Genomic DNA, 15,768 nt, shown 5'->3' on the forward strand with positions numbered 1-15,768 from the left:
CTCAGGTTGCCTTTACGCGGTCATGGCGGTATTGGTAGGCCTTCGCCCACCCGCAGCCATCATGCCCAAACGTCTCGACATCAGGCTCATCGCCCCCTCCGGATACGTCAGCGATCGCGCAGCCTGTCTGCGCGGCATCGAGCGACTTCAGGCGGCCGGCCACACCCTGCATGGACTGGACGTCGTCGAGCGCGTGCACCTGCGTTTCGCGGGCACCGACGCCGAGCGACTGGACGACATCAACCGGCTGGCCGATCCCGCCCAGCCGTTGCCCGACGTGGCCATGGCGATCTGCGGGGGATTCGGAGCGAACGTATTGCTGGGCGATATCGACTATGCCGGCCTGGCGGCGCGCTTCCATGACGCGGCATGCCGGTTCGTCGGCCATGGCGACTTCACCGCCATCCAGTGCGCGCTCTACGCGAAGGCGGGCATCGCATCGTTGCACGGCCCGATGCTCGTGCAGGATTTCGGCGGAACCTACCTGCGCGAACGCACCTGGCGGCAGTTCTGGCAGACCCTGGACGACCCGCGCATTGACATGAGCTGGGCCTGCCTGGAACCCCAGCCCGACCTCCTCGTCGAAGGCACGCTCTGGGGCGGCAACCTGTCGTCATTGTGCAGTCTCCTCGGCACGCCCTACCTCCCACGCATCCACGACGGCCTGCTCTACATCGAAGAGACCGGCGAGCAGGCGTACAAGATCGAGCGCATGCTGTACGAGTTGAAGCTCAGCGGCGTGCTCGACGGCCAGCGCGCCATATTGGTCGGTGGCATGGGCGGGCAGCGGGTCAGCGAATACGACAACGGCTACGACATCGACCACGCGCTGGAACGATTCCGCCGGGTGTGCGGCGTGCCCATGCTGCGTGGCCTGGTGTTCGGCCACGGGCCCGACAAGTGGACATTGCCCTTCGGTTCGCCGGGCGTGCTTGAGGTCGTCGGCGGCACGGCGACGTTGTCTGCGCTCAGTCGGCCGTATGCGCCCGTGAAAGCCGCGGCGCCGCTCCCCCTGTGAGCGTTCGCCAGGCGTTTTTTCGGTCGTTCATTTTCCAGCCAGCTACGCGGCGCCGTTCTCTGTAGCCTTTGTCGCGCCGCTACTCCCCGCGAAGCCTCCATGACCGATCCCCTTCATTCACCGCACCACCGTGCGGCGATTCCGCTCGCCCCGTCCTTGGACCCGTCGCTTGCCGATGCCCACATGCCGACGCGTCTGCCGGTGGTGGATCGCCGCGTCGTGCGCCTGTGCGCGATCGCCATCGTGCTGGGCCTGGGCGTCGGATGCATCGCCAGGGCGCTGACCGTGCTGATCGGACTCGTCACCAACCTGGTCTTCTACGGACGGCTGGATACGGCGTTCACCAGCCCGGCCGGGCACCACCTGGGGGCGTGGGTGATCCTGGTGCCCGCGGCGGGTGGCATCGTGGTCGGTGCCATGGCGCGCTGGGGCGCGCGGGCCATTCGAGGGCACGGCATTCCGGAGGCCATGGAGCAGGTGTTGACGAACGAGAGCCGTATTCCCGCGCGCATGACATGGCTCAAGCCCTTGTCCTCGGCCATCGCGATCGGCACCGGTGGGCCGTTCGGCGCCGAGGGCCCGATCATCGCCACGGGCGGTGCGGTCGGCTCCCTGCTCGGTCAGTACATGCCCGTGAGCGCCGATGAACGAAAGACGCTTCTCGCGGCCGGTGCGGCGGCCGGTATGGCCGCCGTCTTCAGCGCGCCGGTGTCGGCGGTGCTGCTGAGCATCGAGCTCCTCCTCTTCGAACGCCGCGCCCGTTCCCTGTTGCCGGTGGCACTCGCCGCGGCAGCGGGCACCGGCATGCGGTTCGTGCTCGAAGGCGCCGGGCCGGTATTCCCGATGCCCACGTTGTCGCCGGTCGCGCCCACGGCCCTGGTCGTCTACGCCGCGCTGGGTTTGCTCATGGGCGTGGCCGGCGTGGTCGTAACCCGTTTGACCTACGGCATCGAGGACGCATTCGAAAAACTGCCGATCCACTGGATGTGGTGGCCCGCGCTGGGCGGACTGGCGGTCGGTGCGGTCGGTTACGTGGCGCCCAGGACCCTGGGTGTGGGTTACGACAACATCACCGCCGTGATCTCCGGCCAGCTCAGCCTGGCCGCCATGGCCTGGCTGGCCGTGAGCAAGCTGGCGTCGTGGTCGATTGCGTTGGGTAGCGGCACGTCGGGAGGCACGTTGGCACCGCTGTTTACCATCGGCGGCGCGATCGGTGGCGTCGCGGGGATGTGGCTGGCGCAGGCGGCGTGGCTTCACGTGGATCCACGGATGGCGGCGCTGATCGGCATGGCCGCCTTGTTTGCCGGGGCGTCGCGCGCCCTCATGACATCGGCGGTGTTCGTCTTCGAAACAACGTTGCAGCCACACGCGTTGCTGCCCTTGCTGGCAGCATGTACCACGGCCTATCTGGTGTCGGGCCTGATGATGCGGCACACCATCATGACCGAGAAGATCGCGCGTCGCGGCGTGCACGTGCCGACGGATTTCGTCGCGGACCGGCCGCTTTAAGCGCCGCCGCAACATTCCCACGACTCACCTGGTCGAACCATCCGCCGGATCGTCAGTCGGTTCGATAGCGGGGGATAACCCCCCGATAATCTGGGAAGAGATGTTTTATTCCTGACCCCGGACTTCCGGGAAGAACAAAAAAAAACCGGCGCCGAAGCGCCGGTTTTTTGTTTCAGCGGGGGCGATTACATGCCCGCGCTGGACGACTTCGCCGGCTCGGTGCTGGCGGCGCCGGTCTTCTTGGCCTTGTGATGCTTCTTGTGGGTGGAGGTCATCGAACCGTTTTCGGTGCCCTTCTTGGCTTCGCTGGTGTGGGTCATCGAGCCGGCGGTGGACGCGGGCGTGGGATCGGCCTTCTGCGAGGCGTCCTGCGCGAACGCGGCGCCGCTGAGGACGGTGCAGCCAACCAGCATCGTGAGGAGCAGTTTCGTCTTACGCATGGCGGAGATCTCCTTGGATCGAAAGCGCCTGGGGGTCGTGGCGATGCTCGGCGCGAGGCATCGCGTTACCGGATGATCCGGAGCTGCGTGTTGGTGCAAACGCTATCGCTTTTCACATGAACGGAATACTGACAAAGCTTTCGTCGCGTGAAATTCGTTCAGGAGAAAATTAGTCTTGCCGGAACCGCGTCAGTGGAAATCGCGCGACACGGAGCTCAACGAGGGAAGCAGGTCGCTGAAGTCGAAAAGTTTCGCGGCCACCAGATGATGCACGCCGTCGATCGACTGCCAGCGTCCGTCCACCGCGAGCAGCACGGCATCGAGCAAGGCGTGGCGGCAGGCCTGGGCCACCTTGGGACGCACGACGACGTTGACGTGACCGGTTTCGTCTTCCAGCGAAACGAAGGTGATGCCACTGGCGGTCTGGGGGCGTTGACGCACCGTGACCAGGCCGGCATGGCGCACCCATGTGCCGTCACGCATGGCGTGCAATGCCGAGGCGGGCCGCACGCGGCGCGACAGCAAATTCTTGCGAATGAGCGAGAGCGGATGCGCGGTGAGCGAAAGGCCATGGGTCGCGTAATCCGCCATGACGTCGTCGGCCACGCTGGGGGAACGCAGGCTGGTGCGTCGCTCGCCTACCGTGCCGAACAGGGGCAGGGTGCGCTCGATGCCGGAGCTTTCCCATCGCGCGCGGTGCCGATGGCCACTCAGCGCGCGCAGCGCGCCCGCATCGGCGAGGCGTTCGCGCTCGAAGCGGTTCATGCCGGTGCGCGCGGCCAGATCGGCGAGGTCGCGGAAGGCGTCGTGTTCGCGTGCCTGGACGATGCGGATGGCCAGGGTTTCGGAGAGTCCCTGTATCAGCCGAAGACCCAGGCGCAGGGCGTGACGACCGTCGGCGGTGGGTTCGAGCGTGCAGTCCCAATGGCTGGCGGTGACGTCGGGAGGGCGCACCTCGCCGCCGTGCTGGCGCAGATCGGCGACCAGTTGCGCCGGCGCGTAGAAACCCATGGGCTGGCTATTGAGCAAGGCACAGGTGAATACCTCGGGGTGGTGGCATTTCAGCCACGAGGAGGCATAGGCGATGAGCGCGAAACCCGCGGCGTGGGACTCGGGAAAACCGTAGCTGCCGAAACCTTTGATCTGGTCGAGGATCTGCTGGATGAATTCGGGCGAATAGCCGTGGCCGGTCATGGCTGAGCGGATATCCGGCTCGAAATGGTCCAGCCCGCCGCGACGCTTCCAGGCGGCCATGGACCGACGCAATTCATCGGCCCGGTCCGCGCTGAAATCGGCCACCTTCTGGAGAAGCGCCATGACCTGTTCCTGGAAGATCGGTACGCCGAGCGTGCGTCCCAGCACCGATTCGACCTCCTTTTCGTAGACGATGTCCTTGGGATCCATCCGACGCCTTTCGAGGTACGGATGCACCATGCCGCCCTGGATGGGACCGGGGCGCACGATGGCGACCTGCACCACCAGGTCGTAGTACGTCGCCGGTTTCAGGCGCGGAAGCATCGACATCTGCGCACGCGATTCGATCTGGAAGACGCCGACGGTGTCGGCCCTCTGGATCATCGCGTAGGTCGGTTTGTCGTCGTGGTCGATGTCGGCGATGCAGCGGTAGTCGAGGCCTGCGTGTTCGCGTAACAGGTCGAACGCCTTGCGCATGCAGGTGAGCATGCCCAGGGCGAGGCAATCGACCTTGAGGAGCTTCATGGTTTCCAGGTCGTCCTTGTCCCACTGAATCACCGTGCGGCCATCCATCGAGGCGTTCTCGACGGGTACGAGATGGTGCAACGGCGTGTCGGAAATGACGAAGCCGCCGACATGCTGGGACAGGTGACGGGGCATGCCCTGCAGTTCGTACACGAGACGCATGAGCAGGCGCAGGGTGTCGCTTTCGGTATCGAAGCCGCGCTCTTCCAGCCGCTGACGGATAGGAACCTCGCCGTGCGCGTGCGAGTAGGCGCGGCTGAGCTGGTCGAGCTGGTCTTCGGACAGGCCCAGCGCGCGACCCACGTCGCGCGCCGCGCTTTTCGGGCGGTAGCTGATGACCGTGGCGGCGAGGGCGGCGCGATCGCGGCCGTATTTGTCGAACACGTATTGCAGCACTTCTTCACGGCGTTCGTGTTCGAAGTCGACGTCGATGTCCGGTGGTTCGTTGCGTTCGGACGAGATGAATCGCTCGAACAGGGTGGAAATCTGTTCGGGATTCGCCTCGGTGATGCCCAGACAGAAACAGACGATGGAATTGGCCGCCGACCCGCGCCCCTGGCAGAGGATGCCCTTGCCGCGAGCGAAGCGCACGATGTCTTCGACGGTCAGGAAGAACGCTTCATAGGCTTTCGCCGCGATCAGCGCGAGTTCTTTCTCGATACGGGCGACATGTTTTTCGCGCTGGGCCGGTTCGGGCCAGCGACGCTCGGCGCCTTCGTACGTCAGGTGACGCAGGTGTTCGCTCTGCGTCAGCCCGTCGGGGACGAGTTCGCGCGGATAGACGTAGTTGTTCCGGCTGATGTCGAAGCCGGTGCAGCGGGCCGCGACCACCAGCGTCTGCTCGATGAGGTCGTGCGGGTAGACGTGGGCGAGCGCCTGCCGTGTACGCAGGTGGCGCTCGCCGTTGGGAAACAAGGCCCGGCCCGCCTCGCCGATGGTCGTGTTGAGGCGGATGGCGGTCATGACATCCTGGAGGCGACGCCTCGCACGCACGTGCATGTGCACGTCGCCGGTGGCGACGCAGGGCAGGACGTGTCTTTGGCCGAGGTCACGCAGCCGGGCCAGGTCGCGTTCGTCATCCTGTCCGCGATGCAGTTCGACGGCCAGCCAGGCGCGTCCGGCGAAGTGCGCGCCGACCCAGGCCGCGCGCTCCTCGTGCACCGACGCCGCGGCCGCCGCCAGTGGACCGGGTGCCCAGAGCACGCAAAGACCGTCGCCCAACGAGGCCATATCGGCGCGGGTGAGGGTGTAGGTGCCCTTGGCCGCGCGACGGCGACCTAGCGTGATGAGGCGGCAGAGTTCGGCATAGCCTGGCTGGTTTTCGACCAGCAGCACGAGCACCGTGCCGTCGTCGAGCCGGAACTCGCTGCCGACGATCAGGGGGAGGGCGGCGTCGCGAGCGGCTTCGAGGGCACGCACGATACCGGACAGGGAGCATTCGTCGGTGATCGCCAGCGCCGTGTAACCGAGCTCCCGCGCGCGGGTGAAGAGTTCGCGCGCGCTGGATGCGCCACGCTGGAAGCTGAAATCGCTGAGCGCATGCAACTCGGCGTAGGGCGGTGGCGTCGGGTCGTCGTCGTTGGCCGCCTGTTGCGGCAGGGTCCATGCCATGCGCATCCTGCCTCAGGCAAACCAGCCGTGAAGCATCCATTCGCCGTCGCGCGAGCCGGCGGGGCGATAGGCCCAGGCCTGTTGGCCCTGGGGTGTGCGGACGATGTAGTAATCGCGCCGCACGTCCCCGTCGTCCCACCAGCCGCTTTCGATGCGTTCGGGACCGGCCAGCAAGACCGGATCGGTGCCCAGGGGTTCCGGCCGGCGCAGCAGCCACAGTGGCCGGCGCTGCATCGGTGGCGACACGGGGGCATGGGGCGCGGCATAGCGCCAGGCGCGTTCCGGCCGATGGTCGGCGACCTGCTCGATCTGCTTCAGCGCCGCATCGCCGAGCCGGGCGCGGAGGCGTTCGTCCAGCGTGGCCCAGTCCAGGCCATCGCCCTTGATGGGTTCGAAGAGGTCGCGGACGGGCGGACGGAAGGTCGGCAACTCGTCGGCGTGCAGTTCGAGCGCGCGCGCGGGCGAGTCCAGCGTGGTGCGTTCCAGTCGTGTACGGGCCAGTTCGAAAAGCCGTTCGGCATCGCGTTGCGGCGCCGCCATGGCCACGACGACACGGGTGCTTTCCCCGCGGGCGTGTTCCAGCGTGAGCGTGAACCGTTGCACTCCGCCGTCGCGGGCGGCGAGTTGGTTGGCCAGCGCGCGCGTCAGGCGGCGTAGCGGGAACAGCAGGGGTTGGCTGCCGTCGAGTTCGGCGTCGAATTCGATCCGCTGACGGAAGTCGGCGGGCGGTTGCCAGGCGGGAAGGGCCGTGGGTGCTTCGCCGCGCAGACGGTCGAGCCAGCCCAGGGCCTGCCTGCCGATGCGTCGGGTGAGTTCCGGTCGAGGCAGGTGAAACACCTCATCGAGCCGACGGAACCCCATGGCTTGAAGCCCCTTGATCGCCGCAGTGGGCAGGCCGCTCTGGGTGAGCGGCAAGCTGCCGAGCAGACGACGCACGCCATCGATGTCATGCAACGCCAACCCGTCTGCGCTGGCGGCGAATACCCAGGCGGCGGCGGGAAACGGGGTGGCCGCGATCGTGTGGGTGTGGCCCTGGGCCGAGAGCCCCTCCCGAAGCTGCTCCACGAGTCGGGGCCAGCCGTCGAAAAGCCGCAGGCTCGCGCCGACTTCCATGAGGATGGCCTGGGGCGGTACGAGACTGACGTGCCCGCTGAACTGGTAACACCACGCGGCCAGTTCGGCGAGCAGGCTCGCTTCAGCATCGCGATCGCGAAGGCGAACGACCAGGGCCGGGCAAAGAGCCCGCGCGGCGGCCAGGCTTTGCCCGCGACGCACGCCTTGGATAGCGGCCTCCGCGTTCGGCAGGGCGATCAGGCGCTGGCGAGCCTGCTGGTCGACCAAGGCGGAGGGGCCTGCCTCCGGTGCCGCGGCGAAGGCGGCGGAGAACGCCAGGCCGGGGAAACGGAGACAGGCCCAAAGCATGGCTGCGACCAGGCGGCGGAAACGAGGTGCCCGGCATGACGATGGATGAGGGACATCGCCATGCCGGACAAACCTCAGGCCCGCATGCGCAGCAGCGGAGCGGTGGTGGTCAGCAGGCCACGCGACTTGAGCACATCCACGTAGGTGGCTTCGTCGCTGTTGCTGACCTTGATGCGCAGGGCGGCCGGACTGTTCTGCCCGGCATAGGACGCATCGCGGAAAATCAGGGCGCAGGCGTCGCCGCTTTCGGCGGCCAACTGCAGCCGACGCAGGCTGCGGTAATCGATGTCGGGAGCCAGCCAGCCCACCACGGCGCCGCAGCATCCCGAGCGAAGGCATTGCTCCATGCTCCAGGCGGCCTCGCTGGCGCCGGCCTGGATCTCGTGCAGGAAGCGCAGGTCGACGCCCGCCGCGGCCAGCGCGGGGGCATAGGGCACATGCGGCGGCGCGACGAAGATGACCCGGCGGTGTTCCTGGGTGAGGGCGGCGAGGGCGGGCATGACCAGGTCGAGTTCACCCAGGCCCTGGTGTTCGAAGAGGATTTCGCTGAGCGCACCCTGGGGCCAGCCACCGCCCGGGAGCTTCGCGTCGAGCGAGGTCCAGCCCGTGGACAGCGCGCGCATACGCGGCTGGCGGTCGGCGGAGCGGCGCCAGATACCGGGATGGTCCAGCACCTGGGCAAGGGACGGCGTGGCGATGGCGTTCATGGTCAGGCCCTGCGGATGATGCCGACGTAACGCCCTTCGATGGCGAACTCGTGCCGGCGTGGATCGACCTCGATGGGATCGAAGTCGGGGTTTTCGGGAAGCAGCAGGAGGCGGTCGCGCTCGTGCTTCAGGCGTTTGACCGTCACCTCGTCGTCGAGACGCGCCACGACGATCTGGCCGTCGGTCGCGGTATGGGTGCGGTGGACGGCGAGCAAGTCGCCGTCGAGGATGCCGGCATCGCGCATGCTCAGGCCCACGACGCGCAGGAGGTAATCGGCACGCGGATGGAACAGCGCCGGTTCGACCTCGAGCTGGGCTTCGATGTTTTCTTCGGCGAGGATGGGCGAGCCGGCGGCGACGCGACCGATCAGCGGCAGGGCGGCGAGGGCCGCGGCGCGCGTGACCCGCCCGTGGTCGCCGGAGAGACGCAGGCCGCGGTGCTGGGGCGAACGCTCGAGCATGCCCTTGCGCACTAGGGATTCCACGCAGGCCTGGGCCGAGCTGTGGCTGGGAAAGCCCAGGGCGTCGGCGATCTCGCGCAAAGTGGGCGGCAATCCCTGGGCCTGCAGGTAGTCCCGCAGGAAGGTCAGGGTGCGCTGCTGGCGCTCGGTAAGCGGTGGATTCGGCATGCGTACATTTGTACACAGGCGCGTACGCGCTTGCAAGCGCGGCGTGAGATGTCACGCAAACGTGCATTGCGTTTGCACGTTGTTGCATGTTTGATTACATTGATGCCTGATTACGTGATGGCCTGCTCATGAATCCTGTACGCGCCACCCGTCTGATCTTTCTTCTTTCCGGCATCGGCATGGCGAGTTGGGCACCCATGGTGCCGTACGCCAAGGCCCGGCTTGACCTGGACGACGGCATGCTCGGCCTGGTGTTGCTGTGCATGGGCTGCGGCGCGGCGGGCGCCATGCCCCTGGCAGGCTTCCTGACCCACCGCTTCGGCAACCGTGACGTGATCGGCGTGTCCGGGTTGCTGGTCTGCCTCGCGCTCCCGTTGCTCACCCTGGCGCCGAGCGCCGGGTGGCTGGGCGTGGCGCTGCTGTTCTTCGGCGCGGCCCTGGGACTCGTCGACGTGGCGATGAACGCGCACGCGGTGGACGTCGAAAAGCGCGAGGCCCGGCCGATGATGTCCGGCTTCCATGGGCTCTTCAGCGTGGGTGGCCTCGTGGGGTCCGCCGGCATGGCCGCCTTGCTGAAAGCCGGCGCGCCGCTCACGGGCAGCGCCGTTGCTGTTTCGCTGGCGCTGCTGGCCATCGTGCTGACCCAGTGGCGGCACTTCCTCGTGCGCCACGATGAGGCCCACGCCGATACGCGCGCGCCGTTCCGCATGCCGGGCGGTGCGGTGTTCCTGCTCGGGTTCCTCTGCATGGTGGTGTTCCTGGCCGAAGGGTCGATGCTCGACTGGAGCGCGGTGTTCCTGCGTTTCTCTCGCGGTTTCGATGCCTCCTCGGCCGGCCTGGGCTACGCGGCGTTCTCGGTGGCGATGGCGGTGTGTCGCCTGATGGGTGACCGGATCACCGCACGCGTGGGGCCGGTCGCCATCGTGCGCGCGGGCAGCCTCATCGCCGCCGCCGGCTTCCTCGCGGCCACGACCCTCCCTTGGGGGCCGGCCGCCTTGTTCGGCTTCGTGCTCGTCGGCATCGGCGCGTCCAACATCGTGCCGGTGCTGTTCAGCGCCGCGGGCCGCCTCGGTGGGGCGTCGCCGGGCGTCGGCATCGCCATCGTCACCGCGCTGGGCTACGCCGGCATGCTCGCCGGTCCCGCCGGCATCGGTTTCGCCGCCCGCCTGAGCAGCCTGCCGCTGGCCCTGACCGGCGTGGCCGGCCTGCTGGTGATCGTTTCCCTTTGCGCGTCGATCGCGCGCCGCTGACCGGAGTACCGCAGATGCATACCCATCGCGAGGTCATTATTTTCGATTTCGGCGGCGTGCTCGTCGACTGGAATCCCCGACATCTCTATCGCAAGCTGTTCGGCGACGACGAAGAGGGGATGGAGCGGTTTCTCGCCGAAGTGACCACCAACGCCTGGAACCTCCAGCAGGACGCGGGGCGGCCCTGGCGCGAAGCGGTGAGCCTGCTCACGGCGGAGTATCCGCAACACGCCGAACTGATCGCCGCCTATCACGATCGCTGGCCGGAAACCCTCAAGGGGCCGATCGACGACAGCATCGTGATCCTGCACGACCTCAAGCAGGCGGGGCATCCGCTGTACGGCCTTACCAACTGGTCGCACGAGACGTTTCCGTTCGCCCGTGAGCGGTATCCGTTCTTCGGCTGGTTCGACGGCATCGTGGTATCGGGCGAGGAGGGCACGATCAAGCCCGATCCGAAGCTTTATCAGACGCTCCTGGAACGCTACGACATCGATCCGGCCACCGCCGTCTTCATCGACGACAACGCGGTCAACGTCGAGGCCGCCGAGCGCCTGGGCATCCATGGCATCCATTTCCAGTCGCCCGCACAGTTGCGCGCCGAGCTGGTGGCGCTGGGTTTCCTGCCGGCATGAACGCGGTCGACGGCAGTCTGCCGCGTGAGCGGCAGCAGTGGATACTGGACCGGTTGCGACGCGACGGTCGCGTGGTGGCCACCGATCTCGCCCAGGCGTTTCGGGTGTCCGACGATTCGATTCGCCGCGACCTGCGTGACCTGGCTGCCCAGGGACTGTGCCGTCGCGTCTATGGAGGCGCCTTGCTGGCGCAGCCGGTGGCGCCGCTGGGCGAGCGTCACCACGAACGCGCCGAACTCAAGCGCGCGCTGGCCGGGGTGGCCGCTTCGCTGGTGGGTGAGAAGCAGATCCTGTTCATCGACGCGGGATCGACCAACACCGCGCTGGCGCATGCCTTGCCCGAGCGTCGCGGGTTGACCGTGGTGACCAACGCGCCTGACGTGGCCATGGCCGTGCTGGGTCGACCCGGCTTCGACGTGCTTATGCTTGGTGGCCGCCTCGACCCCCACATTGGCGGTGCCATCGGCTCACGCACGGTGCGCCAGGCGCAGGACATCCGGGCTGACCTGTGTTTTCCCGGCGTGTGCGCCATCGACGCGGCCAGCGGCCTGTGGACAGTCGATGCGGAAGAAACGGTCTTCAAACAGGTCATCATTGAGGCCAGCGGCGAGACGGTGGCGATCGCCACGCCGGACAAGCTCGTCGCCTCGGCGACGCACCATACCGCGTCGATCGGGGCCATCACGCACCTGGTCGTGTCTGCCGACACCAGCGATGCCGCGATGGCGGCCTATCGAAACGCGGGCGTCGCCGTCCACCGGTAACAACGCGGCCCGTGCGCGACCCTCGACGGGGCCGCGCACGGGCCGCCGCAGGATCCTCAGGACGCCTGCTTCTTCTTCGCCAGCCGCAGCCAGGTATCGACCACGGTATCGGGGTTGAGCGATACCGACTCGATGCCCTGTTCCATCAGCCATTCAGCCAGGTCCGGGTGATCGGACGGGCCCTGGCCGCAGATGCCCACGTACTTGCCTTTCTCGCGCGCCGTCTTGATGGCGAGGGCGAGCAGTTTCTTCACCGCCGGGTCGCGCTCGTCGAAGAGGTTGGCCACGATGCTCGAATCGCGATCCAGGCCCAGCGTGAGCTGGGTGAGATCGTTGGAGCCGATCGAGAAGCCGTCGAAGATGTCGAGGAATTCGTCGGCCAGCAGCGCGTTGGACGGCACCTCGCACATCATGATGACCTTGAGGTCGTGTTCGCCCTGCACGAGACCATTCTTGCGCAGCACCTCGATCACCTTGCGGCCCTCGTCGAGCGTGCGCACGAACGGGATCATCACCCACACGTTGGACAGGCCCATGGTCTCGCGCACGTGCTTGACCGCCTGGCATTCCAGCGCGAACGACTCGGCGAAATCCGGCGACACGTAACGGCTGGCGCCGCGGTAGCCGATCATCGGGTTTTCTTCGTGCGGCTCATAACGCGAGCCGCCAAGCAGGCCGGCGTACTCGTTCGACTTGAAGTCGGACAGACGCACGATCACCGGCTTTGGATACACCGAGGCGGCGATGGTGGCGATGCCTTCGCCGAGGCGATCGACGTAAAACGATACGGGGTCCTTGTAACCGGCGATGCGCGCGTCGATGCGGGCCTTTGTCTCGGCGTCCTGCCGGGCGTACTCGAGCAGAGCCTTCGGATGCACGCCGATGTGGCTGGCGATGATCATTTCCAGGCGGGCCAGGCCGATGCCGGCGTTCGGCAGCATGCCGAAATCGAACGCACGCTCAGGGTTGGCCACGTTCATCATGATCTTCAGCGGCGCCTCCGGCATCGCGCCGAGGTCTGCGGTGATGCGGTCGAACTTCAGCATGCCTTCGTAGATCGTGCCGGTGTCGCCTTCGGCGCACGATACCGTGACCTCCGCGCCATCGGGGATCGTGTCCAGCGCGTTGCCGCAACCGACGACGGCGGGCACGCCCAGTTCCCGGGCGATGATCGCCGCGTGGCAGGTACGGCCGCCGCGGTTGGTGACGATGGCCGCGGCGCGCTTCATCACCGGCTCCCAATCGGGATCGGTCATGTCGGCGACGAGGACGTCGCCCGGCTGCACTTTGTTCATGTCGGCCAGCGAGCGGATCACGCGGGCGTTGCCCGAGCCGATCTTCTGGCCGATGGCGCGACCCTCGGTGAGCACCTTGCCCTTCTCGTTGAGCTGGAATCGCTCGAGGGTGGTGGCGTGCGAGCGCGATTTCACCGTCTCCGGGCGGGCCTGCACGATGTAGAGCTTGCCGGTGTGGCCGTCCTTCGCCCATTCGACGTCCATCGGACGCCCGTAGTGCGTCTCGATGATCAGCGCCTGGCGCGCGAGTTCTTCCACGTCGGCATCGGTGATGCAGAAGCGGTGGCGATCGTCGACCGGAGTCTCCTCGATGCGCACGCGTTCACCGGGCTGGCTCGAATAGACCATGCGCTGCTGCTTGGCGCCGAGGCTGCGACGCAGCACGGCTGGCTTGCCGTCCTTCAGCGTCGGCTTGAACACGTAGAACTCGTCGGGATTGACGGCGCCCTGGACCACCATTTCGCCCAGGCCGTACGAACCGGTGACGAAGACCACGTCGCGGAAACCCGATTCGGTGTCGAGGGTGAACAGCACGCCGGACGCGCCCACGTCCGAGCGCACCATGAGCTGCACGCCGGCGGAGAGGAAGACGTCCTCGTGCTTGAACCCCTGGTGCACGCGGTAGGCGATGGCGCGGTCGTTATAGAGGGAGGCGAAGACCTCCTTCACCTTGTGCAGCACGTCGTCGATGCCGACCACGTTGAGGAAGGTTTCCTGCTGGCCGGCGAACGAGGCGTCCGGGAGATCCTCGGCGGTGGCGGAGGAGCGCACGGCCACGGCGATGTCGCCGGCGCCGGCGTCCTTGCAGAGCTTGGCGTAGGCCTCGCGGATGGCCTGTTCCAGGTCGGCGGGCAGGGCGGTGTCGACGATCCAGCCGCGGATTTCCTTGCCGCCGCGGGTGAGTTCGTCCACGTCATCCACGTCGAGCGTGGCCAGGCGCGCCTGGATGCGCTTGGCCAGGCCGCTTTTCTCGAGGTAGGTCTGGAAGGCATCCGCCGTGGTGGCGAAACCGCCGGGGACCGAAACGCCGAGTTTGGCCAGGTTGCCGATCATTTCGCCCAGGGAGGCGTTCTTGCCGCCCACCTTGCCAAGGTCGGTCATGCGTAGCGCGTCGAGCCAAAGTACCAGGTCGCTCAAAGGAAGATCCTCACATCGGTTGGGCGGCGGGCCGCGCTGGAAAAATCGGCGCATTGTCGTAGTGGTATTGCCGACATACAAGCGGCAATGCACAAACGGCCCGTCATGATGCGGGGTAGCTGGTGAGAAGGGCGTATTGGTCTTAAGGTGGGAGTCATGCCGGACCCTTCGCCAAGGAATCGCTTCATGCGTCGAACCGTGTTCTTCATCTCCGACTCCACCGGCATCACCGCGGAGACGATCGGCAACAGCATGCTGACCCAGTTCGATGGGGTGCAGTTCGATACCCACCGCCTGCCGTTCATCGACAACCCGGCCAAGGCCGAGGCGGCCTGCCTGCGGATCAAGACCAAATACGCCCAGGACGGCCAGCGGCCCATCGTCGTCAACACGATGACCTCCCGCGCCCTGTGCGACATCGTGGCCGGAAGCGGGGCGCTGATGCTCGACGTGTTCGCGCCCTTCATCGAGCCGCTGGAAATCGAACTCGGGGTGAAGCAGTCGGGCGCGGTGAACCGCTCCCACGGCATGGTCGACTTCGAGCGCTACGAAGCCCGCATCGAAGCCACCAACTACGCGCTGGCCCACGATGACGGCCTGGACGTGGACTACAACCAGTCCGACGTGGTGCTCGTCGGGGTCTCGCGCTCGGGCAAGACCCCGACCTGCCTTTACATGGCCTTGCATTACGGCGTGTGCGCCGCCAATTACCCGCTCACGGACGACGACCTGGACAAGCTGGAGTTGCCGCCGCGGCTGAGACCGTTCCGCAGCCGCCTGTTCGGCTTGACGATCGACCCGGTCCGGCTGGCCCAGATCCGCGAGCAGCGCCGCCCCGGCAGTCGTTATGCCACGCTCAAGCAGTGCCGGTGGGAGCTCGAACAGGCCGACCGGCTGATGCGCCGGGAGAACATCCCCGTCCTCAACACCACGCACACCTCGATCGAGGAAATCTCGAGCAAGATCTTCGAGTACCTCGGCATCGAGCGACACATGTACTGACCGACCAGGAGACCCACCCCGCGCCATGACCTCCGTCATCGAACGCCCCACCGCGCTTATCCCGGGACGCTTCGAGTTCCTCATGGGACTCTACTCGGAGAATTACCACCGCCTGGCGCGCCTGTTCGCGCCGCAGCGGCTGGCGCCCGGGCGTTACCTCTCCGACGTGGACGATGGCCTGAAGGTGCAGCTCGACGTCCAGGAGAAACACCCCTACACGCTCGAACTCGAACTGACCTACGCGTTCGTCGACGAGACCACCGGCCAGCCATCGCCCTCGGCCCAGCTGCGCATGTACACCGACGCCCACATGGCCGAGGCCATGCACTGCCACCCGGGCCGCAAGCTGTGGCAGGTGTTGGGGCCGTTCCCGCCGGCGCACACGGTCTTCCAGCATCGCCTGCGGATGAACGGCTTCCTGAGCCGATGGCTCGAATTCCTGGCGGAGCAGGGCCATTCCATCGGTACGCTGGAACGCGTCGAGTCCTGATTCGCCTCCGGCGGCGACGCAAAAAAAATCCGCCCCAGAGGCGGATTCTTTTTCTCGAGAAGCAATGGCGGAGCGGACGGGACTCGAACCCGCGACCTCCGGCGTGACAGGCCAGCATTCTAACCGACTGAACTACCGCT

The 15,768-nt window shown here is 66.8% G+C and carries 13 protein-coding genes; 7 read left to right on the plus strand and 6 right to left on the minus strand.

Annotation, left to right across the window (positions count from 1 at the left end):
* Nucleotides 1-61 precede the first annotated feature (61 nt).
* Complete coding sequence (locus tag PI246_RS17415) at nt 62-1,018, plus strand: LD-carboxypeptidase (protein ID WP_320552591.1); 957 nt, start codon at nt 62-64, stop codon at nt 1,016-1,018.
* A gap of 99 nt (nt 1,019-1,117) precedes the next feature.
* Entirely contained in the window at nt 1,118-2,527 is a 1,410-nt protein-coding gene (locus tag PI246_RS17420) for a chloride channel protein (RefSeq protein ID WP_320552592.1), read from the plus strand.
* 185 nt (nt 2,528-2,712) lie between these two features.
* Here PI246_RS17420 and PI246_RS17425 read toward each other — a convergent pair whose 3' ends face one another.
* From PI246_RS17425 to lexA, 5 genes are all read right to left on the minus strand, one after another.
* Nucleotides 2,713-2,967 (minus strand): hypothetical protein, encoded by a 255-nt coding sequence (locus PI246_RS17425; RefSeq protein ID WP_320552593.1) that lies wholly within the window; start codon nt 2,965-2,967, stop codon nt 2,713-2,715.
* A 189-nt stretch (nt 2,968-3,156) separates the two neighbouring features.
* On the minus strand, nt 3,157-6,303 hold the full coding sequence (locus PI246_RS17430; RefSeq protein ID WP_407069833.1) for an error-prone DNA polymerase: 3,147 nt from the start codon (nt 6,301-6,303) through the stop codon (nt 3,157-3,159).
* A gap of 6 nt (nt 6,304-6,309) precedes the next feature.
* Nucleotides 6,310-7,719 carry a Y-family DNA polymerase gene (locus PI246_RS17435; protein WP_320552595.1) on the minus strand — a complete coding sequence of 470 codons (1,410 nt, stop codon included), beginning with the start codon at nt 7,717-7,719 and terminating at the stop codon, nt 6,310-6,312.
* Between the two features lie 74 nt (nt 7,720-7,793).
* Nucleotides 7,794-8,426: a translesion DNA synthesis-associated protein ImuA gene (imuA, locus tag PI246_RS17440; protein ID WP_320552596.1), complete on the minus strand. Its 633-nt coding sequence runs from the start codon at nt 8,424-8,426 to the stop codon at nt 7,794-7,796.
* Between the two features lie 2 nt (nt 8,427-8,428).
* Nucleotides 8,429-9,055 carry a transcriptional repressor LexA gene (gene lexA, locus PI246_RS17445; protein WP_320552597.1) on the minus strand — a complete coding sequence of 209 codons (627 nt, stop codon included), beginning with the start codon at nt 9,053-9,055 and terminating at the stop codon, nt 8,429-8,431.
* 128 nt (nt 9,056-9,183) lie between these two features.
* On the opposite strand from lexA, the gene PI246_RS17450 reads away from it, so the two are divergent.
* Genes PI246_RS17450 through PI246_RS17460 form a run of 3 tightly spaced genes read left to right on the plus strand, consistent with a single transcriptional unit; the run spans nt 9,184 to nt 11,704 of the window.
* The gene (locus PI246_RS17450) at nt 9,184-10,305 is read left to right on the plus strand and encodes an MFS transporter (protein ID WP_320552598.1); all 1,122 of its coding nucleotides are present in this window, start codon (nt 9,184-9,186) and stop codon (nt 10,303-10,305) included.
* A 14-nt stretch (nt 10,306-10,319) separates the two neighbouring features.
* Nucleotides 10,320-10,940, plus strand: coding sequence for an HAD family hydrolase (locus tag PI246_RS17455; protein ID WP_320552599.1), 621 nt, complete (start codon nt 10,320-10,322; stop codon nt 10,938-10,940).
* Nucleotides 10,937-11,704, plus strand: a complete 768-nt coding sequence (locus tag PI246_RS17460) for a DeoR/GlpR family DNA-binding transcription regulator (RefSeq protein WP_320552600.1) — start codon at nt 10,937-10,939, stop codon at nt 11,702-11,704. The genes PI246_RS17455 and PI246_RS17460 overlap by 4 nt, the downstream gene beginning before the upstream one ends.
* Before the next feature lie 56 nt (nt 11,705-11,760).
* Here the strand turns inward: PI246_RS17460 and ppsA are convergent, their stop codons facing one another.
* Nucleotides 11,761-14,136, minus strand: coding sequence for a phosphoenolpyruvate synthase (gene ppsA, locus PI246_RS17465; protein WP_320552601.1), 2,376 nt, complete (start codon nt 14,134-14,136; stop codon nt 11,761-11,763).
* Nucleotides 14,137-14,322: 186 nt separating this feature from the next.
* Between ppsA and ppsR the strand changes: the two genes are divergently transcribed.
* Together ppsR and PI246_RS17475 are read left to right on the plus strand one after the other, a co-directional pair.
* Nucleotides 14,323-15,138: a posphoenolpyruvate synthetase regulatory kinase/phosphorylase PpsR gene (gene ppsR / locus PI246_RS17470; protein WP_320552602.1), complete on the plus strand. Its 816-nt coding sequence runs from the start codon at nt 14,323-14,325 to the stop codon at nt 15,136-15,138.
* Nucleotides 15,139-15,163: 25 nt separating this feature from the next.
* Complete coding sequence (locus PI246_RS17475; protein WP_320552603.1) at nt 15,164-15,628, plus strand: DUF1249 domain-containing protein; 465 nt, start codon at nt 15,164-15,166, stop codon at nt 15,626-15,628.
* The last annotated feature ends 140 nt before the right edge of the window (nt 15,629-15,768 follow it).

It is taken from the genome of Luteibacter sahnii, assembly GCF_034063545.1.
GTDB lineage: Bacteria > Pseudomonadota > Gammaproteobacteria > Xanthomonadales > Rhodanobacteraceae > Luteibacter > Luteibacter sahnii.

What these genes read in the sequence shown, in the direction of transcription:
- PI246_RS17415 (WP_320552591.1), top strand. Translation starts at nt 62, where the DNA reads ATGCCCAAACGTCTCGACATCAGGCTCATCGCCCCCTCCGGATACGTC.
- PI246_RS17420 (WP_320552592.1), top strand. Translation starts at nt 1,118, where the DNA reads ATGACCGATCCCCTTCATTCACCGCACCACCGTGCGGCGATTCCGCTC.
- PI246_RS17425 (WP_320552593.1), bottom strand. Translation starts at nt 2,967, where the DNA reads ATGCGTAAGACGAAACTGCTCCTCACGATGCTGGTTGGCTGCACCGTC.
- PI246_RS17430 (WP_407069833.1), bottom strand. Translation starts at nt 6,303, where the DNA reads ATGCGCATGGCATGGACCCTGCCGCAACAGGCGGCCAACGACGACGAC.
- PI246_RS17435 (WP_320552595.1), bottom strand. Translation starts at nt 7,719, where the DNA reads ATGCTTTGGGCCTGTCTCCGTTTCCCCGGCCTGGCGTTCTCCGCCGCC.
- imuA (WP_320552596.1), bottom strand. Translation starts at nt 8,426, where the DNA reads ATGAACGCCATCGCCACGCCGTCCCTTGCCCAGGTGCTGGACCATCCC.
- lexA (WP_320552597.1), bottom strand. Translation starts at nt 9,055, where the DNA reads ATGCCGAATCCACCGCTTACCGAGCGCCAGCAGCGCACCCTGACCTTC.
- PI246_RS17450 (WP_320552598.1), top strand. Translation starts at nt 9,184, where the DNA reads ATGAATCCTGTACGCGCCACCCGTCTGATCTTTCTTCTTTCCGGCATC.
- PI246_RS17455 (WP_320552599.1), top strand. Translation starts at nt 10,320, where the DNA reads ATGCATACCCATCGCGAGGTCATTATTTTCGATTTCGGCGGCGTGCTC.
- PI246_RS17460 (WP_320552600.1), top strand. Translation starts at nt 10,937, where the DNA reads ATGAACGCGGTCGACGGCAGTCTGCCGCGTGAGCGGCAGCAGTGGATA.
- ppsR (WP_320552602.1), top strand. Translation starts at nt 14,323, where the DNA reads ATGCGTCGAACCGTGTTCTTCATCTCCGACTCCACCGGCATCACCGCG.
- PI246_RS17475 (WP_320552603.1), top strand. Translation starts at nt 15,164, where the DNA reads ATGACCTCCGTCATCGAACGCCCCACCGCGCTTATCCCGGGACGCTTC.